At 34.7% G+C, this 25,918-nt stretch carries 20 protein-coding genes and 1 pseudogene; 19 read left to right on the top strand and 2 right to left on the bottom strand.

The window, feature by feature from the left end; genetic code table 11:
- Window positions 1-19 precede the first annotated feature (19 nt).
- The 8 genes and pseudogenes from N4A68_13635 to N4A68_13600 all read left to right on the top strand — a co-directional run bounded on the left by N4A68_13635 (window position 20) and on the right by N4A68_13600 (window position 10,966).
- Window positions 20-463 (top strand): annotated as a pseudogene (locus N4A68_13635) (hypothetical protein).
- Window positions 464-507: 44 nt separating this feature from the next.
- Window positions 508-765 (top strand): hypothetical protein, encoded by a 258-nt coding sequence (locus tag N4A68_13630; GenBank protein MCT4565339.1) that lies wholly within the window; start codon window positions 508-510, stop codon window positions 763-765.
- Between the two features lie 807 nt (window positions 766-1,572).
- On the top strand, window positions 1,573-4,743 hold the full coding sequence (locus N4A68_13625) for a DUF4132 domain-containing protein (protein ID MCT4565338.1): 3,171 nt from the start codon (window positions 1,573-1,575) through the stop codon (window positions 4,741-4,743).
- Between the two features lie 22 nt (window positions 4,744-4,765).
- Entirely contained in the window at window positions 4,766-5,833 is a 1,068-nt protein-coding gene (locus N4A68_13620) for an AAA family ATPase (protein MCT4565337.1), read from the top strand.
- Between the two features lie 80 nt (window positions 5,834-5,913).
- Window positions 5,914-8,082: a DUF5682 family protein gene (locus N4A68_13615; protein MCT4565336.1), complete on the top strand. Its 2,169-nt coding sequence runs from the start codon at window positions 5,914-5,916 to the stop codon at window positions 8,080-8,082.
- Window positions 8,075-9,166 carry a VWA domain-containing protein gene (locus N4A68_13610; protein MCT4565335.1) on the top strand — a complete coding sequence of 364 codons (1,092 nt, stop codon included), beginning with the start codon at window positions 8,075-8,077 and terminating at the stop codon, window positions 9,164-9,166. Before N4A68_13615 ends, N4A68_13610 begins: the two co-directional genes overlap by 8 nt.
- Window positions 9,163-10,695, top strand: coding sequence for an SWIM zinc finger family protein (locus N4A68_13605; protein ID MCT4565334.1), 1,533 nt, complete (start codon window positions 9,163-9,165; stop codon window positions 10,693-10,695). Before N4A68_13610 ends, N4A68_13605 begins: the two co-directional genes overlap by 4 nt.
- Window position 10,696: 1 nt before the next feature.
- Window positions 10,697-10,966 (top strand): hypothetical protein, encoded by a 270-nt coding sequence (locus N4A68_13600; protein ID MCT4565333.1) that lies wholly within the window; start codon window positions 10,697-10,699, stop codon window positions 10,964-10,966.
- A 288-nt stretch (window positions 10,967-11,254) separates the two neighbouring features.
- Here N4A68_13600 and N4A68_13595 read toward each other — a convergent pair whose 3' ends face one another.
- The gene (locus tag N4A68_13595; protein MCT4565332.1) at window positions 11,255-12,559 is read right to left on the bottom strand and encodes a YjiH family protein; all 1,305 of its coding nucleotides are present in this window, start codon (window positions 12,557-12,559) and stop codon (window positions 11,255-11,257) included.
- 655 nt (window positions 12,560-13,214) lie between these two features.
- On the opposite strand from N4A68_13595, the gene N4A68_13590 reads away from it, so the two are divergent.
- The 10 genes from N4A68_13590 (at window position 13,215) to N4A68_13545 (ending at window position 24,487) form a co-directional block, all read left to right on the top strand.
- Window positions 13,215-14,540, top strand: coding sequence for a hypothetical protein (locus tag N4A68_13590; GenBank protein MCT4565331.1), 1,326 nt, complete (start codon window positions 13,215-13,217; stop codon window positions 14,538-14,540).
- Complete coding sequence (locus N4A68_13585; GenBank protein MCT4565330.1) at window positions 14,533-15,168, top strand: response regulator transcription factor; 636 nt, start codon at window positions 14,533-14,535, stop codon at window positions 15,166-15,168. Before N4A68_13590 ends, N4A68_13585 begins: the two co-directional genes overlap by 8 nt.
- Window positions 15,165-16,850: a histidine kinase gene (locus N4A68_13580; GenBank protein MCT4565329.1), complete on the top strand. Its 1,686-nt coding sequence runs from the start codon at window positions 15,165-15,167 to the stop codon at window positions 16,848-16,850. Before N4A68_13585 ends, N4A68_13580 begins: the two co-directional genes overlap by 4 nt.
- A 327-nt stretch (window positions 16,851-17,177) precedes the next feature.
- On the top strand, window positions 17,178-17,990 hold the full coding sequence (locus tag N4A68_13575) for a TIGR00266 family protein (GenBank protein MCT4565328.1): 813 nt from the start codon (window positions 17,178-17,180) through the stop codon (window positions 17,988-17,990).
- 12 nt (window positions 17,991-18,002) lie between these two features.
- The gene (locus tag N4A68_13570) at window positions 18,003-18,299 is read left to right on the top strand and encodes a hypothetical protein (GenBank protein ID MCT4565327.1); all 297 of its coding nucleotides are present in this window, start codon (window positions 18,003-18,005) and stop codon (window positions 18,297-18,299) included.
- Between the two features lie 10 nt (window positions 18,300-18,309).
- The gene (locus N4A68_13565) at window positions 18,310-19,569 is read left to right on the top strand and encodes a hypothetical protein (GenBank protein MCT4565326.1); all 1,260 of its coding nucleotides are present in this window, start codon (window positions 18,310-18,312) and stop codon (window positions 19,567-19,569) included.
- A gap of 11 nt (window positions 19,570-19,580) precedes the next feature.
- Complete coding sequence (locus N4A68_13560; GenBank protein ID MCT4565325.1) at window positions 19,581-20,444, top strand: hypothetical protein; 864 nt, start codon at window positions 19,581-19,583, stop codon at window positions 20,442-20,444.
- 9 nt (window positions 20,445-20,453) lie between these two features.
- Window positions 20,454-22,745, top strand: coding sequence for an S-layer homology domain-containing protein (locus tag N4A68_13555; GenBank protein ID MCT4565324.1), 2,292 nt, complete (start codon window positions 20,454-20,456; stop codon window positions 22,743-22,745).
- Between the two features lie 521 nt (window positions 22,746-23,266).
- Window positions 23,267-23,722 (top strand): DMT family transporter, encoded by a 456-nt coding sequence (locus tag N4A68_13550; protein ID MCT4565323.1) that lies wholly within the window; start codon window positions 23,267-23,269, stop codon window positions 23,720-23,722.
- 84 nt (window positions 23,723-23,806) lie between these two features.
- Window positions 23,807-24,487 (top strand): Crp/Fnr family transcriptional regulator, encoded by a 681-nt coding sequence (locus N4A68_13545; protein ID MCT4565322.1) that lies wholly within the window; start codon window positions 23,807-23,809, stop codon window positions 24,485-24,487.
- A gap of 105 nt (window positions 24,488-24,592) precedes the next feature.
- Here the strand turns inward: N4A68_13545 and N4A68_13540 are convergent, their stop codons facing one another.
- Window positions 24,593-24,847 (bottom strand): hypothetical protein, encoded by a 255-nt coding sequence (locus N4A68_13540; GenBank protein MCT4565321.1) that lies wholly within the window; start codon window positions 24,845-24,847, stop codon window positions 24,593-24,595.
- 136 nt (window positions 24,848-24,983) lie between these two features.
- Between N4A68_13540 and uvsE the strand changes: the two genes are divergently transcribed.
- The gene (uvsE, locus tag N4A68_13535) at window positions 24,984-25,904 is read left to right on the top strand and encodes a UV DNA damage repair endonuclease UvsE (GenBank protein MCT4565320.1); all 921 of its coding nucleotides are present in this window, start codon (window positions 24,984-24,986) and stop codon (window positions 25,902-25,904) included.
- The last annotated feature ends 14 nt before the right edge of the window (window positions 25,905-25,918 follow it).

The raw sequence follows: 25,918 nt of genomic DNA, 5'->3' as shown, positions 1-25,918 counted from the left end.
ATGGTTAGATTTTATTGCAATGGGTAATGAAGAAAAAAATGACCTAAGATACGTTTGCAGTCTTATAGAGTATATTGCAAGAGTTACGAAGAATAAAGTAGCTGATATAGTGAGATTACTTGGTAAGAAAGAAATCGATAGACAGCTGGAATTAGCTGAAGTAAATCATTCATTATCTTTTGAACAAGTTGCGGATGAGATTATAGAAGCATTTGGCATTAAAGAAGGTAGCTTTGATTCAGTAGGAAACTGTGAATACAAAGTCCCAAGTAATATAGCAATAGGCAAGAATTATCAAAGGCTTATTAAAGATGTAATGGGGGATAAAAGCATTGTTGATAGTTAATACGAAGTAATGACCTCCTTTATAGCTGAAGAGATATCGAATTATAACTCTTCACTATATTATAGTAGCAGAGAATATTTAAAGGCTTGCTATGAAGCGGGAATTATATTAGATTAAAATTGTTGTTTGTTGTATTCTAGCATATGAGGGAGGTAGTACTTATGAAAGATAGGAAAAAAGTTATTTATGTTGCCATTTCAATAATTGCAATACTATTTCCTATAGGCTTTTTGTTGGGTGTAGTAAGTGCAAAAGTGGCATTCCCAATAATATTTACATTATCGGGGTGTCAACAGTTATTTAATGGATTGTTTCTAGTGTCGAAAGAAAATAAACACCTTAGATTATTTTCTGTTGTTTTTGGAAGTCTGTTTATAATATTTGGAATCTTCATCGTCTTTCCAACATATTACTTGTAAAGAAACTATGAAAGGGATGCTAATAGTGTTCCTTTCTTTTTTTATTAATAAAAAGATTAAAAGTTTAAAACTTGATTTTTTAGCCCTTCCTTGACAGTAGGGTATGTATCTAGGATTGAGAAAAAAGCTTTATGTAAGCTAAAAAAAGCATTCAACGGTCTAAAGGAAGATCCTAAGTAATTAGGGTCTAATTATTTTTTTGAATGTTTATCTATTGAACCATTCTACCCTGTACGAAGTAATGACAAAGAGTATATCAGAACATATTTCCAATTATGATTATTGAAATAGTGTAGCAATATGATCTCAAGGTATGTATTGAAGCTAAAGTACATTTGGTTAACATATCCATAGTTTGATTATTACGCTTTTTTGGATAAAATAATAATAGAATGATAAACATATAGGGAATGAAAACATACCTTTGACTGGAGGGAGCAGGTGGATATTTATCTTAGCAGTCATGTTAAAGTCCATAAACCAAAAATCTTAAAAAGCAATCGCTTATTGGATTGATGATAATGTATATAGTACAGTAAAACTCTTTGAAACATATATTATTAAAGATATTGATAGATATATAGAATCAAGAGTGAATTAAACAAAAAAACTTAGGTAAACTTTATTCTCTTGATAATGGAAGGGTTAATGGGTTAATGTAGATGAGTCTTGTAAATGCAAGGCTCTTTTATTATAATTTAGAAGAGAATCATTCCTAGGATATTCTACACCTTCAGCTGATTTTGTTCACTAAGGGGATCGACAGCAGGCTGATTGAAGTAAAAATACTAAAAAGAGGTGAAGGAAATGCGTATAAAAAATACACTTAAGAAATATTATTCTGACTACAAAAAGTCCAAGCAGGATCAGATAGACGATTATATAGAAAACGGCGGAAACATACTGGGTGTTTTCGAAGACATAGATGAAAAATTTGATTTTAACATATACAGTTACAGCTGGAACAATCCTGAAGATTTCAAGGATAGGGAAAGGAATATCCGAATGTTCAAGGTATATTCACTATTATTGGAGCCAGAAAAGATACAAGAACTTCGGAAAGCATGGATAGACATATCCTTCCAAGATGATCCCATGCTTGTATCATACCTTTATGTTCTTGCCAACTTTAGGTTTAACATAGCAAAACTCATAAGAGGGCATGAAGACGTATCTGAAAATGGACGATGGTATCTTAACAACTATGAAAAATACAAGGAGCATATGGATACTCTTTATGAAAACACTAAAGATGATTTGATAAAGGCGCAAATACAGTTTTGTAGGTATATAAACGAAGGAAGAGAAGAATCATTCCAGTATCTTGTCCAAAACGCACCGAAATACGCACAGGATATGACAAAGAAAAAAGATGCATTTGCCCTCATCGTATATTATCTTTATAAGAGCGGAAGAACGCAGGAATACACCGATGCGGATAGAGCATTTATAATAGCCAATAAAAAGCTGTATATGCTTTCAAACATAGTAAAGGATGAGGCAATAGAAGATTTCTACATGGACGAATACAAATACATGAGTTCAAAGTTTGAAATGTCTGAGCTGTTGATACGAGAAATAGCAACAAGAATGATAATAAGAGAGTATAGGACGATGGTAAGCCTTGAAAAGATAAGATTTTCAAAGGAACAGTCCCAAAGGCTTATGGATGTTATAGTCTCATTGGAAAAGACAAAGGATATAGCCTATTCCCTTATACTGTATGCTGTTCTTATAAAGCAGTCTGAGGACAAAGGGAAATATGTGGCAGAATTCGACTCAAAGGTGAAAAAACTTCTGATGGAGGAAAACAAGGGGAAAAACAATGCTTCTATAGTAGAAGACATAGAGACGGGAAGAAATGAAAAAGATAATGCATTGTACATCAACTATTTTAGTAATCAAAGATACTATACACAAATTGATATATCTTGCTCCGTGATGTTTGGAATAAGTGATTTTGCGACAAATTACATAATATTTAGGCTAATTCATTCAAACGACTACATGGGACTTGAAAAATATATCTATGCAAGGAGAAATGAAAAGGGAAAGATAAAGGATCTGATAGACTCAGGGATGGACGAAAATAAACTTCTTTCGATGATAGAAAGAAGCTACTCGTTTAAGGGAGAGGTAAAACTTTCATATTTTGAATATCTGGATTCAGATATAGAAAAATACAAGGAACGGCTTCAAAAGGAACTAGATGATTCTTTATACGAGACCCTGTTTATGAAATATTACTATGAAAAGGAATCCGAAGACCTGGAAGTCGCCCTTGATGGATTGAAAAACAAATACAAGAGTATACAAAAAATATCAAGGGACTACTTTATGGGAAGGAGCGAGTACAACGGAGAACTTGAAAAGCTTTTAAAGGAGAAGATGCCTAAGGCGAACAAGGAGCTGGTGGAATACATAGTAGATTATAACAAGCTTCAGATGATGGACATGGAGAACACAAGCCTCAACAAGATCGTTGAGGAGTTTTACAATCCGAAAAAGATGGACAAAGCCATTGTAAAGCTTGAAATAGACACTCTTCCAGAGGTTAGGGACAAAATTACCAAAGAAGTGGTTTCCCAGGAGCTGTTGAAATACTACCTAGCCACATTCCTTCTTAGTCCTAAGGTAGAGCTTCCACTTACTGCGCATATAATAAAGTCGAGGCTTGAAAAAGAGGACTTAAACCAGCTTGGAAGATACGTATACGACAAGTGGTTCGGTCTTGGAGCTGCTGCCAAAATGAAGATGGCCATGGTGTTTGCAGTATACAATTGCGACGAGACCTTCATCGTGGATTTTAAGAAACAAATAGACGAGTGGACGCAAAATTCGAGGGGGGCCATAGCTTCAGAAGGAGTCAAGGCCATGGCGTTCCATGGAAGTGACTATGCCCTTATGCAGCTAGATTCCATAAGCAGAAAATATAAAAACAAGATGGTCAAAAAGACCGCGGCGGAGTATTTCCTAATAGCTGCTAAGAATATGGGGCTCACAAAAGAAGAACTCGCCGACCTTGTTATTCCAAATCTTGGCTTTGACCCGAACAAGGAATTGAAGCTGGACTACGGAAGCAGGACGTTTACGGCGACTCTTAAAAAAGACCTTACGATACAGCTTTTAAATCCAGACGGAAAGATGATAAAAACTCTTCCAAAGCCTTCGAAATCAGATGACGAAGAAATAGCGAAAGCTTCGAAAAAGCATCTTTCGGCGGTGAAAAAGCAGCTCAAGACAATAGTTGCAGCACAAAAGGCCAGACTTGAGCGATCCATATTCATTGAGAGAAGATGGGACATGGAGACATTCGAAAAGGTATTCGTAAAGAATCCTATAATGAATATGTTTGCTGTAAATCTGATATGGGGAAAATACGATTCGCAAAACAAGCTTGTAAGATCGTTTAGGTATATGGATGACGGTACATTTGCCGATGCGGACTACGAAGAGATAGAGCTTCAATTGGGAGAAGAGTTTGGGCTTGTACATCCTATGGATTTAAGAGAAGAAGAGCTTGAGATGTGGAAGGAAAACCTCGAAGACAATGAAATAACCCAGCCGATAACCCAGCTTGAAATAGAGATCGTCGAAATAGATCAAGATAAAATGAACAATACCCTATATGATGCCTTCAACGGAACCAAAATTCCTGCCATAAGCCTTGTTTCAAAGCTTGAAAAACAGGGATGGTACAAGACGTCCATAGTAGACGGAGGAGGATATGAGGGACTTTATATAGAGTTTGAGGAGCTTGAATACGGAGCGCAGATAGACGCGGAATATTTGTATATAGGGATGGGAGACGAAAGCGTTACTGTTAGGGATCTCAAGTTCTATAAAAATGGAACTATAGAGCGTGGAAGTTACATGTACGCCGATGTGAATGCTTCAAATGCGGCAAAACTATGGGAAGTTGAGCCTAAGTTCCTAAACGCTGTGATATGGGAGATTCGGTCAATATGCATAAAATAAATCGACGAAAAAGGTGAATGAAATGGAAATTCAAAAACTACCTGTGGAAAGGCTTTATGAAGACGAGATAAAAAAACTTATAGAAAACGAGGTAGACACATGCCCTACGGGTTGGCAGATGTCTCCGAAATCCGTGAGGAAATTCATACTTGGGGATGATGAGCTAGGAATAAGCAAGAAAATATACGGGAATGACAAGGTTGTAGAACGTTCCATAGTCACCCTCGCTACGAACAGGGGACTTCTTCTGATAGGAGTTCCGGGAACCGCAAAAACGATGCTCAGTGAACTTTTAAGCGCTGCAATATGTAATAACTCCCTTAACACTATACAGGGAAATGCAGGAACAAGTGAAGCCGATCTTAAATACTCATGGAACTACGCCCTTTTGATTGCCAATGGCCCAAGCGATAAGTCGATTATCAAGTCCCCTGTGATGAAGTCCATGATGGACGGAAGCCTTATGAGATTCGAGGAGATAACAAGAACTCCTCAGGAAGTGCAGGACATGTTGATATCGGTAATGAGCGACAAGGTGATGATGATACCTGAGCTACCGGAAAACAACTATGTCTTTGCAAAAGAGGGATTCAACATAATAGCGACTGCAAATACCCTTGACAAGGGAGTCAACGAAATGAGTAGCGCGCTAAAGAGAAGATTTAACATAGAAGTAGTAAATCCTGTAAATAATATAAAGCTTGAGAAGGAAATCGTCAAAAATCAGGTAATGAAGCTAGAAGAAAATATAGTTATAGATGAAGATGTAATAGACATGCTTACAACTGTTTTTGTAGAGATGAGAAATGGACAGGCGGTGGACGGCAAGAAGCTTGAAAAGCCCACGAAGAACCTTTCAACTGCGGAACTCGTAAACGTCTACCACGAATGCACCATGTACGCAAAATTCTTCAATGGTAGCCAGATGGATATGCAAAGCGTATCACAAAATCTCATAAATAGTTTCGATTTTGAAGACGAAGCCGATGTAAACGCACTTAAATACTATTTTGAGAAGGTAGTAAAGGAAAGGGCTAAAAAGAGTGAGATTTACAGCGAACTATACAAATCGAGAGTTAAGATAAGATGAAGATAGACCTTAATCAATTTAGAAATGAAGAGATATTCTTTTTCCCCGTAAGGCACCACAGTCTTGTGAGTTCAAAATTTGTGAAGGTTGCCATAGACCAGTTCAAGCCAGATGTGATACTGATAGAGGGACCGAGCGATGGGGATCACCTAATAGAAAACATTGCCCAGTCGAAGATGCCCGTTTCCATATACGGGAATATGGATAATAAGGAGATAAAGGTTGGAGTGAACTTTCCGTTTTTCAACACCTCTCCAGAATATGTAGCCATAGAGCAGGGGTTCAAAAAGAATATAGAAATCAGGTTTATAGATATTCCCGTATACGACATTGATGTCATAAGGGAGGAAAAAATAGACTTTGAGTACTCGAACTATATCTCGGAGCTGGTAAGAAAAAGTGGGCTTGAAAGCTTTGATGAGTACTACGAAAAATACTTCGAGATAGGACTTAGTGGAAAGAAGATTGAAGATTACATGATGCAGATGCTGACATACTGTAGTGTTACAAGGGAGTTAAGCCCTTCAAATCAATACAACGACCTTCGGGAGTCGTATATGGCAAAGAAGATAAAGGAATACAAACAGAAGAGAACCCTTGTGATAACGGGGGGGTTCCATAGCGTTGTTCTTCCAAAAATGATCAAAAGAGGCACAGAAATCGATGAAAAGAGGAGAAAGACCCTTACCAAGGATAACAAGAACTACCTGATACCCTACAACGTCCAGAATATATCAACTTTGAATGGATACGGAGCAGGAATATACTACCCTAACTACTACAAGGTGTTTTTAAAAAACGGGCTAAATCCGAGGGATACCTTCGTAGAACTACTTACAAAATACATAAGGAAGGCGAAAAAACAGGTATCTATATCGAAGATAATAAGTGCTATAGATTTGGCATACGGACTTGCATTACTTAGGGAAAAGAAGCTTCCAGGAGTATATGAGCTTTTCGATGGTGCTATAAGTGCATTTACCGAATTTAACCAGTATATGAATACTAACGCCATACTTGAAGACTTCAAGATGTACTTGATAGGAGACGAATATGGACGGGTTCATGACATATCGAACCTTCCGCCTATCGTCGAGGATTTTCAAAAGCAGCTTGTCAAAAACAAGTTCACTAAGTCCAACAGCATTTATACGCTGAACGTGTTAAATAACAGGAGTGCATATAAACGAAGCGTGTTTTTGAGCAAGCTGTCCTATATTGAAATAGAATTCGCAGAAAGGGTCAAGGGGATAGACTTTTTCGATATAGACATAGACGAATACATGACACAAACATATAAGATAACGAGCAAGGAAAAAGTAATGCCTGCTGTGATAGAGGTAGCGTTTCTAGGTGAAAGTATAGACATGGCAGTTGAATCAAGGTTAGAACTCAAGATAAAGGAGTGCGATAGCTTTTCAAAGGCCGTATCGTGTCTCAAGGACTGTGTGGTGCTTCAGATTGAAAGCAAGACAGTTGAGGTTGTAGAGACGATAAAGTACGTTATGATGAAGGAGAGCAACCTATTGGAATTGACAAGAGCGTTCAATGAGATAACTAAGACGGCGTACCACTACGAGACCTTCGGAAACAAATACAAAAGAGAACTGGACGATTTGGTAAACGAGCTTTATATAAAGCTTATGGTTTCATTCCAGACCCTTGAAGAACTTAGGCTTGAAGACGAAGTTAAGCTTTCAGATTCCATAAACGACGTATACTCGTTTATAAACGCATCAAAAAACGAAAACGTGGACAGGGAATTGTTTGCGGATACCCTTGAAAAACTTCTCGCTGCTAGATGGACGACATCATTAAAGGGAATAAGTCTTTCCATACTGTATATAATGGGACGTGTCGATGAAGAGGAGCTGACATGGACGATAGAAAACAACTTCGTTTTAAGTGAAACCCAGATTGAGGGGACGATGCTATTTCTTTCGTATCTGTTATTGAACAACTATCAGATACTATTAAGCAACCACAGGTTTCTTACCGTATTAAACAAGTTTGTGGAAGACCTTGATACCAAAGAGTTCTTCGATATACTTCCAAATTTTAGGAAGATATTCACGAAACTTAGACCCGTCGAGACGATGAGACTGAGCAAGGACATAGGGAAGCTGAACCATATATCTGAAAACCTTCTTGTGAAGTTCGATATAAGTGAAGGGGAATTTGAAAGGAACAGGAATATGGAAGCCATTTCCCTTGAAGGATTGAAACAGCGAGGTATTTATTATGAATAATCTTGAAAAATGGAGACTAATACTGGGTAAATTCTCGAAGAAGAATCTGGAGGTAGATATGTCCCAAGACAACCTTGCGGTTGAAAGGCTTCTAGATAGCGTATATGACAGTGAGTATTCCAATGAAAAAGGCATGTACGGAGGGGAATCAAGCGGCGTAATTGTCATCAAAAACCTGAAAAACGTGCAAAATATTCTCAGCCAGGAGATAGTGAATAAGATCGCAATCGACGCATTTGAGACATATGGAATGTATGAGGTGCTTGCTGACGATAACTACTTGGAAAATGCAAAGGCTGATATAGACCTTCTGAAAAAACTAATAATGTACAAAGATTACACCAAGGAAGAAGAGCGTAACAAGATAAAGTACAAGATAAGGCAGATTGCTAAGGCGATTAAAAAAGAGCTGCTATTCGAGATTGACTTATCCAGGGTGGGAACGATAAATAAGTCTAATTCGTCAAGATACAACAGATCAAAGGCCCTAGATATGAAAAAGACAATAGAAAAGAACATGAAAAACTACAACAAAGAAGAGAAAAAACTTTACGTGGAAGACGCATACTTCTATCCCAACAAGGCGAAAAACAGGCCAGCGGACATAGTTTTGGTGGTGGACTGTAGCGGAAGCATGGTGGAGTCTTTGATCTACATAGCCATAGTATCGTCAATATTCTACAACATAAGCCACATAGACATAAAGATAGTGCTATTCGACACGAGGATAGTAGATCTATCCGATGCTAAGGAAGACCCCATAAACATACTGCTCGACGTCCAACTAGGGGGAGGAACCAACGTGGCACGGGGGCTAGCTTACTCAAAAAACCTCATAAAAAGGCCCGACAAGACGCTTTTTATAGTGATAAGCGACCTGTTTTCCGAAGAAACTTCTATGTTGAAGGAGTTCGAGGAAGTCAAAAACACAGGGGCAAGGACTTTAGTGTTAACGGGAATACAGAATGATTCTAATTCATATTACAATTCCAACTTTGCAAGGAGACTCGATAGGATAGGAATACCCGTTGAAGCGGTCACAGTGAAGCAGCTGGCCAACTACATAAAGGGAGCTGGAAAATGATAATAGAGCAGATAAAGCTGATAGACGAGGAATATATAGTAAACCTTACGAATAAGGGGATGTACAAGCGTGCATCGAAGGCAATGGACAGGGAAGCGATTTCTATGATAAAAGAGTGGGAGTTCAAGATAGGCGACGAGACCGTAGTATTCAACGGAAAGCTAGAAGACTTCAACTGCACCTGTCCCGCCAAAGACTATTGTAAGCACGTGATAATGGCATACATTTACATGATGGATCACAGGGAAGAAGGCAAAGGGGAAGAGGATGCACCCCTTACTATCGAAGACTTTGCCCCGATAAATGAAGTTACATCGAAGGAAATAAGGAGATATACCACACAGAAGACTATAAACGATGTGGTAATAAATTTCGATTGCATGAAGATAAGCCATGGGATGGGATCGCTTCTTAAGATTGACCTTGGAAAGAAAAAGCATGTCAACTTCACATACCCCTTCAACATTGAAGAAGCCTTCAAGCGAAATGACGAAAAGGACGTCATATATGCCATAAAATATATCCAAAATCTTAAGGGCGTTGACAATCTAAAGGTGGAGTTTAAGATACCCGATAGGAAGGTCTTGAAAGAGGTTATGGAATACTTGGAAAATCTGATAGGGATAGGGCTGTACTCCATAAAGAAGAGGGAGATAGACAGGATAGAGTTCTTGAGTATAAAGCTGAAGCTTGAAAAGTACAATTTCCTGTTCAAAAAGGCGCAAAACTTGAAGCGTACTATAAAGAGATACCTTGACGATGATATAGATAGTAAGCTTGAGGACATAAACAACCAGATAATGGACATTCTTCTTAATGTATATATTCTTCTGAGCGAGGCTGAAGACTTGGAAAAATATAAGCTGTTCAAGAGGACAGAATACAAATACGAAACCAGCGAGCTTTCGGGATACGGACTTAGTTACGAGGTCGTCAACCTAAAGGACGGGTCAAAGCTAATAAACATGTTGGTTTTGGACAGGGAAGACGGAGAGATATACGAAATAACGAATCTCAGAAGAAATACCAATCAGAAGGTAAGCCATATACCATCCATGGCATTGTTCGTCCAAAATACCCAAAGTGCCCTTTCCCTGGGCGACAAGAGCTTCACCCTCAAAAACGTCGTGATGAAGGAGGAAAACAGGATATCAAACTCTTCGAACCAGAAGATTTCGTTTGCGGAGGAAGAGGAGCTTGACCTTAGGAACTACGAAGTTTCTATGTCCCAGGCAATAGACCGATTCATAGATGAGAACCAGCGATGCTTCATACTTTCCAACGAGATCGACGGGTTTTACGACTTCGGACTTAGGGAAGAGATCCAGCGTTTCGAGATAAGTGTCGGGGGTGTCTTTGCATACTTCAAGTACGAAGGAAAAAAGGACGATAAGATGATTGAATATCTTAAGTCGCTGAAGAAGGTGGATCATATGCTTGTGAAGCTTAACAGGAAAGACTTCCATATAGAGGCAAAGATGATTGCAGTATGGACCGGTGGTAAAAAAACTATTTTAAGGGAGAATTAATATGGCTTTAGACAAGGCAACTGATATAATCAAAAGAACAAAGAAATATATGGACGAGATAGCAAGCTTTGGGGTAAACAACATGGGAAGGATGGACAAGACTTTTCAGGGTAAACTCGAAAAGAACATAGATGACTTGAGCCGCGTCGGATTTGTGCAGATATCAGACATGGTTGAAAGGCTTATGGAAACGAGGGACATAAAGACCTATGTTCATATAGGATTTGTTTTAAGGGAGATGCAAAATAATATTCTCAAAGCTGTGAAATAGAATCAAGATTGAATTAAACAAAAAAAGATTCTGGTGAACTTATTTGCTTGATTGTACTTTACTTAATTGTAGGGTATATTATGTATAAAAAAGATATTGAGAATAGTGTGATACTTCATAGTATTTTTAATGCAACTTTAGGAATTGCGACAATAATAATTCTAAAATTTGATAGTTTCACAATTTGTTAATATAAGAAATATATTTAGAGACAGTTCGGCTAGACTTTTTTTAAGTTAGCAACACTGTCTCCAAAACATTACATGGACAATAGCTTATACTACGGGGTTAGAAAATCATATGACCAATCAAAGCTGCAAGCACTAATGATAATATAGTTCGTTCTATCCAAATTATGATAATGTCCTTTATAGAAATAGGAATATCAGTTGAAACAATGCATGGTATAGATGCAGAAAAGAATAGTATGGAAGAAACGGAGATAACTCCCGTAACAAATTTTGTGACTATAGGTGTATCAACCACCAATAGTGCAGGTAAAAACATCTCTGCTATCTCTAGTGCCGATGCCTTTGCCGCTAGGAAGGGCTCTGGTATTCTGAGTAATAATGTGAATGGGTAGAAAATATACCCTAGTATATCAAATAGAACTGTATATTCAGCTAGAAGAAGTCCAATCAAACCTACTGATAGGATCGTAGGTAAAATTCCCATTGCCATTTTAATGCCGTCTTTAAAGTTAGAAACGATGTTTTGAACAAGGGGTTTAGACTGTGATGCCATTTTGATACCTTCATTAAATGCAGCCTTAAGTAGTGAACCTTCAGGTCTAACATAAGGCTTAGGATCATTTGTTATATATTCATCACTTTTCTTACTTAATGGATATATCCGGACAGTTATTGCTGTTACTAAAAAAGTGATAATCAGTGTACACCAGAAATATGTATTCCAAATAGGCATTAAATCAAGGGTTCTTGCAACTACTATCATAAAGGTTGCAGATACTGTTGAGAATCCCGTTGCAATAATACATGCTTCCTTTACAGTATATTTCCCTTCATTATATACTCTGTTTGTTATTAGAAGTCCTATGGAATAGCTGCCAACAAAGGATGCAACAGCGTCAATAGCAGAACGCCCAGGGGTTTTCCATATAGGCTTCATGACAGGCTGCATTATTATACCTACAAATTCCATTAATCCGTAGCCAACTAAAAAAGATAGGAATATTGAACCTATGGGAACGATAACTCCAACAGAAACAACAAGTTTATTTAGTAGGAAAGGAAGCATACCAGGTTCAAATAAAAACTTGGGGCCTATCTGAAATACTGCCATAAATGCAACGACTATACCAACTAATTTCAATATGGAAAATACTATGTCTGTTGTTGACTTATTCCAGGTTTTTTTAATGAAAGGATACAATCCCCCGGCTATAATTACTATGAGTGCATAATATTTCACTATACTGCCCAGTGAACCTGTTATGAAAGTAACAAGATGATCAATAGGGATAGTTGATTTTCCCATTAAATTAATTGGGATAAAAAACATAAAGATACCAAACAAACTGAAGAAGATAAATTTGTAAGTAACAAGCATTGATTTTTGACCACTTTGATCCATAAAAAATCCCCCTTTTTCTAATTAATTATATTTATGTGAGCAAATTGCATAATTATCTTCTATAAAAACCATATATATAGGGTTTTCATAGTATAACTTAAAGTCTATACTAAAATCCCTATACTGCATATAGTTTTAAAATCCTCAAAGCTATACCATGAAATATGCTTATATCTTAAGTAAGTAAATTAAGGAATTAGGCATAGCCAAGTAAGCGATATGCAATTTTCTCATGTAATATAATACTAAATAGACGTCTATAAAACGTCGAAATTATTTGAATATTCAAATGAAATAAGCGAGGCATTTAAAATGTTATAATCCTATTAGTGGGCGTCCTTATCACTGTATGATAACCTATATAACCATTATACTTACTAGATATATAACGATTTTAATGGGAAAGAGAAAATTTTTGGACCTGTGGATAATTAGACAGCTACTAAAGATTGGGTATAGCCCAAGGATTAAAAAAGCTTTGATGATTTAGGAACTGGAAAGCTAATAAAAAAAGTGCGAAAACTGGAAGGAAAATAGATAGAATAATTGAATATAATTAAATATAATTAAAATAGAGCTTTTTATATAGTGGTTTTAAGCTAGTAGAATTAATGGATTGTATGATAAAAGTAATGTATTTCTATGGAGGAACTTTATGGGCGATGGTAGATATTATACTCCAGAGCAGTTTTTTAGTGTTACATACTTAACGATACTTATTGTTTTTATGACTGTTAGTATTATGCTGTGCCTATATAAAGGCTCAGGCAACAAAATAAGCAAGCAAATACTTATACCTAATGTTACTTTATGTATAATTGCAGTACTTAGTTTTTCAGAGCAAGTCATTGTAATCCAACAAAAAGCCTTTGTTATCAGATATATTATTAGTCTATTATTTATAATTGTAAATTTTTTATTTATAAGCTTTAACTTAGATTATGTTATAGATGTATCCCATAGGAGTAAACGGATAAGGATATTAAAACATACTCTTTATATTATAATAGGATTAGTTTTGATAACAAGTTTTTTAAAGAAGGAATTAATAATTAAGAGCTATGGTTTTAGTTATGTGGAATATGGTGATATATTCTTTTTATCTATTGTAATCAGTTTTTTCTTTTTGATATATATTGTGGTTTCTGTTATACATAATAAAAATAATGAAATTAAGTTTAGCAAAAAAGTATTTTTACTAAGTATTTGTTTGTTTTGGATTTTTCCTATTATTATTTATATATCATCTATTACTTTAAATATTCTAAACATAAAGACAGTAGAACTTATTAATTATATATTTATGGCTATTTGTCTTAGTACTGTTTCAGGATTGTTTACTCCATATAGAGTAAGTGCTTCCATCTTTAATGACGTTAGAAATTTAATGATGGACTATGTTTTTATTACTGAGGAAAATGGAAAAATCATTTATAAAAATAACAGAGTAGAAAAAGTGGGTATTTTCAGAAATATAAATAGTGTTGATATAGAGGATATTAGATTAATTTTTAACAAAGAGGTAGTGATTAGAGATTCTTACAAAAACCAGTTTGTTAAGTATCTAGGCGATGAAATTATATATATGGGATACAGTAAAAAATCAATAATAAAGAATAATAAATTAGCAGGCTATATTATAACCTTTACAGATATAACAGAGCTTATCAATATGCTAGATGAACTTAATATGAAACAAAGTGAAACCGTAAAGGCAAATGCTAAGCTGTCCCATTATAAGGAGATAGTCTATGATATAGAGAAAGAAAAAGAGATAAATAATCTACTGGATGAAATAGCAAATAATCAACAGAAATCAATGCTGGAATTAAAGTGTGATATTGATGATGTAAAGATAAGTTTAGATGGGGATTTCATACAAAAAATATCTAAAATAATTACTAATGCAAAACATGACTTGCAGGATGTAAGAAAAGCAGTTACGGCGTATATGAATTATTATGGAGGCGAAAATGATTAGAATAATAATTGCAGACGACCAAGTTCTTTTAAGAAAATCTTTAGGGCAGATAATAAGCACAGATGAAAAAATAACAGTAATGGATATGGTTGGAACAGGAAGGGAAGCAATAGAATCTTGTAAGATTTACAGTCCAGATATCGTTCTTATGGATATAGAGATGCCAGAAATGGATGGTATTTCAGCTCTTAGAATTATAAAAGAAAAGTTTGAAGATGTAAAAGTTATCATACTCACAACCTTTGAAAACACAAATAATATAGTAGATTCATTTTTAGCTCAGGCAGATGGATATATCACTAAGGATATTGACTGTGATGAGCTTATAACCACTATAAAGTGTGTAAATTATGGGCTTACAGTTATACATAAAAGTGTTAAAAAAATTATGGTGGATAAGTTTAAGAAAATGTCAGATAACAAAAAAAGCTATACAGATATACTATCCCTAGAAGAAATTGAAATAGTTAAGCTTATTGTAGCGGGTAAAAGTAATAAAGATATAGCAAGGATTTTTAACTATACGGAAGGAACGGTTAAGAATAAAGTGAGTAGGATATATGAAAAGCTTGGAATTTCTGATAGACTGCGGCTTGCTGTTTATGCTGTAGAAAATGGTATTGAATGATGAAGGAGATACTTAAGCTTGAAATTCAGACCATTTGTATAGTCCATATAGTAGCTATAGTTTTATCGATCATATTCTTTATGATATTTTACATGAAGGCTAATAAGGATCACGCTTTGAAGTCTTTTTTAGCTATGCAAATAAGTATGATAGGCTGGATGATATTTAAGATATTTAAAACAGTGTCGCCTGCTGTGGTCTCAAGATGGTGGTTTATTGTAGCTTACTACCTGTGTGCTTGTATACTAGAGGTGGCCTTTTTAGAATTTGGGTATTCATACTATAAGGGTAAAGCACTATCTAATAAGACTAGATGGATTATTTACTTTTTTCCTATTATACAATTTATAGTTATTTTGACTAATCCCTATCATCACCTATTCTATGCAACCTATGATTTTGGAGGTGATAGTTTTGGTGTGCTTTTTTATGTACATACCCTAATAGAATATGTATTCATAGCTGTAGGATTTTCATATTGCTATAAGACCTTTAGGCTTAGATTTAAGAATAAGAACAAATGGTATAAATATTTCATCTCATCCGCCATATTAATACCCCTTATACTCAATTTTTTATACATAACAAAAGTAATACATAGATTTGTATTTGCAATTGGAATTCCAGTTATTTTTGATATTACACCTATTGTTTTCACATGGTCCGTTATGGTATTTGTGTATGCCACCTTTAGTTCTGACTTTTTAAGTCTATCTCCAATACTAAAGCATGAAATTGTACATAAACTAGATACGCCTATTTGTGTTTTGGATTCAAGTTTTCAAGTGAATTATGTCAATGAAAAGCTTAATGAAATCTTCTTTGGTAACGGAAAAAAGATGGTGGAAAGAATTCTAAAGAAAAAGGATTTTAGAAAGTTAAAAAGCATAGAAATACATATTGATAATTACTATTTAAATATCTATATTAGCGAAGTTAGAACGTTACTTGAAACCCAATATATACTTACTTTTAAAGATATATCTCCTTATAAGAGTATGGAGATAGAGCTTTCTAAAAGACAAAATGAACTGGACAATTCAAATGAAGAGCTTAAAAAAACAATCAACACTTTAAAAGAAACCTCAAAGATAGGTGCTAGAAATTATGTGGCAAGGGAGCTTCATGATATTATAGGACATTCCCTTGTGGTAACTATAAAACTACTTGAGGTTGCTCGACTTTATTTTACTAGAGATAAGAAGCTAAGTATATCAGCTATTTCCGATGCTTCCACATCCATTGATACAGGAATCAGTGAGATGAATGCTATAAAAAATAATGATACATTAAACAATATCTATACTGGGGAGCTTCTAAAAAAGGATATCTCAAAGATGCTTAATAATATGAAAAATATGGATTTAATAACGAATATGCATTTTAAAGGTACTTTTTATAGTATTGATGAAAAAACATTTGATATCATAAGAAAAGTGTGTACGGAGCTTGTTACCAATTCATTAAAGCATGGAGGGGCTAAAGAAATATTCATTTCAGTTAATATAAAAAAAGATGATATAAACTTACTTGTAATGGATAATGGAAAGGGTTGTAGTAATCTGATAAAAGGAAATGGTCTTAGGGGTATTGAAGAAAGATTAAAGCTAATAGACGGAACAATAGAATTTAGCACTTCAAAAAATGAAGGTTTTATGAGTAAGATAAGTATTAATAAGTGAGCAAATTACATAATTACTTTCTATAAAAACCATCTACTATTATGTAGTTTTAAAATCCTTAAAGCTATACCATCAAATATGCTTATATCTTAATTAATTAAATCAAGGATGATATTCCCATATTAGGCTTAGGTAAGTAAGATTTATGTAATTTCCTCAAGTAAATATGGATATAAAAAATGACTTGCGGTTAAGTCCAGTGACCCAGGTCATTTTTTTATGCCCAAATAAATGACCGTAGCTTTAGGGTCAGTGGCCTTCGCTATATTGAGAATAACCTACGGCTTGAATATGATTAAAGTAACAAAATATAAGGAGGATTTTAACATGGCAAAAGCACACGAAATTGACTTTAAACTTTATGGCGATGATATGCAGTTTGTGGAGGTTGAACTTGACGAAGGTGAAAGTGTCCTTGCAGAAGCTGGCGCAATGATGTATATGGACGAGAAGATTAAGATGGAAACTATTTTTGGTGATGGTAGTGGTAAGGATAAAGGGAAAGGTTTGATGGGCAAACTTCTAGGTGCTAGTAAAAGACTTGTGACTGGTGAGGGTCTATTTATGACAACATTTACTAATGTGGCTGGAGGAAAATCACATGTTGCATTTGGAGCCCCGTATCCAGGGAGTATAATACCCGTTGATTTAGAAGAAATGAAGGGAACTATTATATGTCAAAAAGATGCTTTTTTATGTGCTGCAAAAGGGGTATCTGTAGGAATTCATATGCAGAAGAAAATACAAGCAGGTTTCTTTGGTGGTGAAGGCTTTATCATGCAAAAACTTGAGGGGGATGGTATGGCATTTTTACACGCTGGAGGAACGATTATTAAGAAGAAATTGACATATGGGCAAAGCCTTAAAATAGATACTGGTTGCCTTGTTGCAATGACTGAAGGTATTGATTTTGATATACAATTTGCTAGTGATATTAAGAGTGCGATCTTTGGTGGCGAAGGCATATTCTTCGGTCTTTTAAGAGGGGAAGGCGAAGTGTGGTTACAGTCACTACCCTTTAGCAGAATGGCAGATAGAGTTATGAGTGCAGCAGGGGGCTCTAGGGGAGAAACTAAAAAAGCTACAGCTAATCCAGTAGAAGAGCTTGCAGGTCTTGCTAATTTGTTTGGAAGAGATTAAGGGGTGATATTTATGAAGGAAACTAATAAATGGATATGTGCTTTAGCGTATATTATATTTTTTGTTCCGTTACTTGTTGATAATGAAAATGATGAATATAAGTTCCACTGTAATCAAGGACTTAACCTGTTTCTACTATTTCTAGCTATTAGCATCATAGGTAGCTTTGTTCCCGTTATTGGTTGGTTTATCATACTTCCTCTTGGGGGTATAGTATCCTTTGTATTATGTGTTATAGGGATAATAAATGCTATAAATGAAAAGTGCAAAGAGTTACCTGTTATAGGGAAATACAGATTAATCAAGTAAAGGTGATGTTATGAAAATAAAATGCTTAATCTTAGCTTTGATTTTAATGATATTTACTGGATGCTCCAAAGTAGAAGAATTTACCCAGGATGCAAATGAAATTAAAGAAACCTATGATGAAGTAAAGAAGCAGGTAAATGGTGTAATCCAAGTGGTAGAAAAAAGTGGTCTTGATTTAGAGAATATTGAAACTAAGGATTTAGAAGAAGTTATTGAAGGTGTGTCTAAAATAACTGGTGATGATATAGAAAGTATAGAAGATATATCAAATTTTGGAGAATTTCAAGCCACCAAATTTGCAAGTAGAAATGAAGAAAGTATATCTAATGGCTATGTCACAGAGTATTACTCATCAGCTAGCTTTGATGAAGTTGTAACCCACTACAAAGCTATGCTAGAAGGCACAGAAGATTATGATATTATCCAGTATCCCGATAGTTATACTCGAATGTCCGGTATGATAGGTGGAGTTTTTGTACAGTTTGGCATTGAGAAAACAGAAGATGAAGAGACTTATATTGTTTATCAGTATGAAGCTCCAATGCAGGTTGCTGAAAATGGTGAAGTAAACAACACTAGGGAAAACACATTAACTGATTATAGCCTAGCCTTTGATAAGTTTTACAATAATCAAATCGAAATTTTTGAAGGTAACCCAGATATTATTATTCGTGAAGAAATAGGAAAACTTGATTTTGAAGAGATTAAGGAAGATTGGAATAGTCTTGGTTACAAGCAAAATGTTTATATGAATCTTGTAATGACATCGACGGATAGCGAAACAGGTACATTTAATTCTACTGCTGATGTTTTTATTAAAGGTGAAAATATAAATATGACTATATACACAGATTATGGGGAGATAACAGCCATATATAATGCTAGCAAAAATCAAACCTATTACAAGAACAGTAAAGCCACAGGTTTTAAAACAGAGGATGGATGTTCCCTGCCATTTAGACTATTAGATTTAAATGATTTTGAGTATATGGAAAATCATATAGCAGATGGTCAATATATGCCTCAATACCTAGAAGATACAAAAGATGGAAGCAAAACTGCATTGATATGGTTCTTTGAAGGCGATACTTGGGGTAACTTTGGTTATGACTTTGATAAAAGAATACTTGATGCTTACACAGAGGAAGGCATGGAGATGATTTATAATGACACTTATCCAGAAGGTAAGGAATTTCCTTACAGCCAGCACTGGCATGCAACAGAAATAAAGACTGATATTGATATAAATGATGATTTATTCACTTGGTAAAGGAGAGGATTATGATGAAATACTCTTGTGGTAAAAATAAATTAACAGTACTACTTATTTTATTAATGATAGTCAGTACAGCTTTAATAGGATGTGGTGCTAAGGAAAAGGTAGATCAAGCACTAATCCCAGATAACAATTCGTCAACAACTACACAATCTAAGGAAAATGTAGCTTCTAATGATGCTGTTTCTAGGGAACTTGCAGATAGAGCAAAAACCGAAGGCGTATCAATTGCTAAAATGGAGAGAATGATAGAAGAATTAACTGCTATGACTGCTGAAAAATATGGTGATACTTATGAAAACTATGTTGCTACTTTAAAATCAGAAGGTAAAACACCCTTTGACGAATTCGCTACTGCTGCCGATCATATGGGAATTACAATAAAAGAATATTACGAGTACGAAAAGCAAAAGCCTGAAATGTCAGAAGAAGATAAAGAAACTATGCAAGGCATGCAACAGGCTATGAAAGAATTAAAGGGCATTGATATATCAGCACTTGAAGAACAGGCAAATGCACTACAAAAGAATGCACAAGCCATGGAGAATTCAGGAAATACTGAAACAACTGGGAATATTTTAGAACTCGCAAAATATGAAGTGCTTGAAGTAGTAAATGAGGAAAATGATAGAGATGCTGGTTATTATGGCATTGAATATAAAAGTGAAAAAGAAGCCTCAGATGTTGTAGCCTACTTTAAAGACTTCCTAGAGGGAACAGCCAATTACTTTATCATGGATAGCTCCCCTGCTGCTGCAGTAGTATCTGGCACAGTAAATGGTAAGGATTTTGAAGTCTCCCTTGAAAGAGATTTTGAAAATAAAATAACCAATATCACAGTTGTTTATCATGGTGAAATTGAAAATTAGGAGGATATTATGAAAAAAATATTAGTTTTGACACTTATATTAACTATGCTTATGGGTGTAATTGCCTTTGCACAGGGAGAAAGTGGCTCCATCCTAAGCAGTGGATACGGGAACACATATATAATAAAAAATGATGGCACACTATGGGGGTGTGGAAGTCAATATGTTGGTAATGGAACAGGCTACAAAGAAGAACAAATAGAATTTGTGAAGATACTAGATAATGTTAGAAGTGTATCAAGTGGTGGTTCTCAGGCTAGAGTTGCAGTGAAAAAAGATAATACTCTATGGGGCTGGGGAAGTATGGAAGGATATCCAGACGGTGGCACTAGCCTTGACCCTACTCTACTTTATCCAACTAAACTTGATATAGAAGATGTGAAATCAGCGTCAGTTAGTGATAGATATATTTTAGCACTAAAAAATGATAATACCCTTTGGATTTGTGGTGATATGTATACAGGTGATGGTACTAATGAAAAGGCACTCTCAAAGGATGGTTTTGAAAAGATAGCAGGCAATGTAATAGATATGTTTGCAGACAATGATACAGTGTTTTATATAAAAGATGACAATACTCTTTGGGGTTATGGAGATAATAACCATGCACAGCTAGGCAATATGGAATCTGTAAAGGAAGATGTACTAACTCCTGTGAAAATACTAGATGATGTAAAACAGATATGTACTAATTATGGTGTAAGTGTTATAGGTGCTATTAGACTAGATAATAGCCTGTACCTGTGGGGTGATGGTGGTTTTTACACAGAGGAATATGGCTGGATAGAGGATGCAGGTAGTACTTATAAAGCTATGGATAATGTCAAAACAAGTGTAGTAGATAGTGAAGAAGCATTTATTGTCAAAACAGATAATACACTATGGACATGGGGATATAGCTACGAAGGAAAATCTGTATCCAATGAGCAATTACCCTATAAGGTAGCTGATAATGTACTTGATGTAACTATAGGAGAAAGACATGCCGCTATTATAAAAACAGATAACACCCTATGGACTATGGGTGGTGATTATAGAGGTGGTCTTGGATATAAGGCTGATGAAACATGGTACACTGTTTTGACAAAAGTATTTGATAATGTTCAAGATGCACCTGCTACTTGGGCATATGAAGAAGTAGAAAAAGCTATAGGGGCACAGCTTATACCAGAAGATATGCAAAATAATTATACTAAACCTATTACTCGTGAGGAGTTCTGTATTCTAGCTATAAGAATGATAGAAGTAAAATCGGGTATGGGTATAGATGAGTATCTAGCAGAAGTCGGGGTAGAAATTGCACCAATTGGAACCTTTAGGGATTGCGATACTAAAGAAGTAAGAGCGGCAAAGGCTTTAGGAATAACAGAGGGTGTAGGTGGAGGGGAATTTGCACCTAGTGATCTCCTTAACAGGGAGCAAGCGGCTAAGTTTTTAACTACAACTGCACTAGCTTGTGGTAGAGATGTAAAGCTTGGCGCACCAAATTATTCAGACCTTGATGAAATAGCAAACTGGGCAAGACCTTATACTGGTTATGTATACGACATTGGTGTTATGAAAGGCGTTGGCTCAAATAAATTTAATCCTAAAGGTAGTTACCAAAGACAACAAGCATTTATGACTATGTATCGTATCTGGAAAGCAATAGATGAAGCCTATCCAGAAAACGTAGAGGTATCAGCAGATACCTCTACTTCTGAAGATGGACCTCTTGGAATAGAATATATTGAAGATTATTTATCCTTCAAACCCTATGAAGAAGATTATATGTCAGTCTATACAGGTACGTACACTACAAATGATGTTGTAGAACAGTTGCAAAAGAATATCTATTATAGGGTCATAGATGGCAATATTCAGATAAGAGAAGATGACTATAGTGATAGAGGGTTAGGCGGTCTTGGTATGGTGAGTCATATAGCTATTTACAATGCCACTGCTGATACAACCTTTATGAGAATGTATAGGGCCAGTGATTATGCACAAACAATAGATGGCAACCATCTTGAATTTAAATATCTAGATCCTAACTATTTTGAAGAATTACAGGTAAGTGAAAATGTTAAAGACTTTTTGGCAACATTTCATGATGAAAGTGGAGTTATAGAAATAACACAATTTTTGCAGGATGGAACTACTATAAAAATTAATTATTCTGCTATAAATATGATGCCTATTTCATATAAGAAAACAAGTGGCAGTGGATCTGATAAAACTGTTCTTGAATATGAACTTTCAGAAACAAAAGAAAACTACGATATACTTGATTTTATAATGGATACAGACAGTATTGAATAAGAAAGAGGTTGAAAGTGTCCCAGAAACGGAGTTGTTGACATCATTCAATGTATGACTTCGTCCCCCGTCTTTCTACAGATGTGAAGGCTAATGAAAGAGATGGATTTAGAAAAGTATCACAGCTTATAGTATAGATTAAGGATGATATTCCCATATGCAACCTGGCCAAGTAAAAGTTATGCAATTTCCTCGAATAATTATTATTTTTTTAAAGTGTACCTATAGCCACATTCTATTATTTCAAACTATGATATAATCCTATTAGTGGGCGTCCTTATTATTCTATTATAACCTATATAACCATTGTAATTACTAGATATATAATGATTTTAATTAGAAAGAGAAAAATTTTAGATTTGTAGATAATCAGACAGTTGAGAAAATTGCATAACTGTGACTTGGCTAAGTTGCATAATATATATTGTATAGTTTTGTGGCTTTTAAAACTATATATAGTAGATGCTTTCTGTAGAAAGTAATTATGCGATTTGCTCAGTTATTAAAGATTGGGGGAAAATAATATGTCATATTTTTTCTATATATTATCATTTTTTTCGGGACTCACTTTAACATTTCAATTAGGAGTCAATAGCCAACTCAAAGAAAAAATCGAAAATCCATTTATTGTGTGTCTTATCAGTATCATTGGGTCATTCCTTACACTCGTTATGGTAATAATATATAAGTATATCAATGGGGAAGAGATTCTACCATCAATAACGGTATTAAAAACTACTGAATGGTGGATGTATATTGGTGGGTTTTTAGGTGCATTTTATATAATCGCAACTATATTATCTGCTTCAAAGATTGGGTACACAAAAATGTTTAGTCTCGTAATCTGTGGGCAAATACTGTTATCAACTTTTTTTGATCATTATGGAATTATGAGTAGTACAATAACTTCCATATCTCTTATGAAGGGTATTGGCGTTGGTTTATTAATAATTTCTACTTTTATTATTCAAATATGCTAGTTACTATAAATACTAATGTCTAATTTAAAACCTCTATGGCATAGGAAAAACGGATTTCTAAATCATAGTAAATGGGGTGTTTTGATGGAAATGTATCTAAATGTCATACAAGCATGTGCTTTATTTGAGGATAAAAATAAAAGGGATATTGAGATCATGCTAAAACTTACACAACATAAAGTATGTAAATATAAAAAAAATGATTTTGTTATCCCACCCAATGCACCTTTTCATTATTTAGGCATTGTATTACAAGGGAGTATTGAGGTGCGAAACAATCTTGAGTCAGGAAGATTGGTTAATATAACCTATAAAAATAAAAGTGAAGTTTTCGGCTGTTCCTTTGTTTTTTCTAAGGATTATAAAGGACAGTTTGAGATTATAGCTAAGGAACCATGTATACTCCTATTAATCGATAAAAAAAGTGTTTTAGAGGTTCTGCTAAAGGATAGTATAATTGCTTCCAACATATTAGATATCTTTTCTAATGAAATTATAAACCTAAATAAAAAAATAGTACTATTTTCTTATTCCCTTATACAGGAGAAAATAGCCCGTTTTTTATTGAACAACACAGAATCTGATAATACGTCCACTATTGAACTGCCTTATTCTAAAAAGGCATTAGCTGAGCGTCTTAATGTTCCCCGGTCAAATCTTTCTAGGGAATTAAAAAAACTCTCTATGCAAGGCATTATTGAAATCGATCATAAAACCATACGTATCTTAGATAAACCTCAGCTTGAAGCCATTCTTAGCAACTGAACTCTGGCATACTTAAAAATGTCGTGGGGACGGAGTTGTTGACACCATTCAATATGTGTCAGCAACTCCGTCCCTGCGACACTTCCCGTACTCGGTCTTCCTATATTAATTTTTTTCTAATTCATTTTTCCATTCTGTTAAAAATACTTCCGCAGCAGCAATTGTTGCTGCAAGGGATATTTCTTTATGCTCACCTCTGCCAGTCCAGTTATTACCTTCATTTGCATATAAACTTTCCAGAAATTTTTCCAAGTCCCTCACGGAATAATTATTACTATCTTCTTTTTGCCTTTTAAGATATCCATATATAGATTCAAAGGTATTGTTATATTTTTCTTCCTTATAATCAGTTAAGAACATATTACCACCTCCTAAAATTAATATAACACAATATGAAATAAAATACTATAATTCCAAAAAAAAAGTTGAAATATAACACAATGAAATATAAAATAGTATTAATAAAATAAAGTAGTCATAGGAAAGTAGGAGAAAAATGATCAATAGAATAGGATATGCATGTATAAATCAAAATTTAAAACCTAGAGGATTTAAGGAATGTAGATTAAATTCAGTTTATAAATATGGAATTAACTATTTAAGAGAAAAGATTATAAATAATCTCCTTTTGACAAAGGATATATTGGTATGGAATATTGAGAATGACATATTCATGTATAGAGTAACAAGTAAGTTAATGCCCTTAGTTACTCATCCAGATATTTTGAAGGATTTCGATTGGCGTTGGCAAGAGGATAAAGAAATACTTGAGTATATGGAATCTATTAAGGATATTGTAGACATAAATAAAATAAGACTTTCTATGCATCCAGACCAGTTTACGGTTATAAATAGCTTAAAGGAAAATGTAGTGAAAAATAGTATAGATAATCTAAGATATCATCATGATGTATTAAAAAGTCTAGGGGGAACAGATATTATTATTCATACAGGTGGTGTATATGGGAATAAAAAAGCTTCCATGGAAAGATTTATAAGAAATTTTAACGAATTGGACTATAGCATACAACAAATGATTAGGTTAGAAAATGATGATGTTTCCTATAATGTCGATGATGTACTTTATATAAACAGCAAAACATCGGTGCCTATAGTATTAGACATCCATCACCATAGATGTAATCATGATAATGACCTAATGAAAGAAGATATTATAAAGATTAATGAGACATGGAATAAGGCAGGAATAACACCTAAGCTACATATTAGTAGCGGTAAGGACGGGATAAATGATAGAAAGCATAGTGACTATATAACAAATGAAGATTTTGAGAGCCTTTTGGAATTGGTTGAGGGTATTCAAGCTGACTTAATGGTAGAAGCAAAGGAGAAGGATAATGCTACTTTAAAGTTACTACAGCACTATAGCTTTTGCAAACAAAGTACAGATATATAGGGGAAGGATGAGTT

Source organism: Maledivibacter sp., assembly GCA_025210375.1.
Taxonomy (GTDB): Bacteria; Bacillota; Clostridia; order Peptostreptococcales; family Caminicellaceae; genus JAOASB01.
This window is presented reverse-complemented; position numbering and strand designations above follow the sequence as displayed.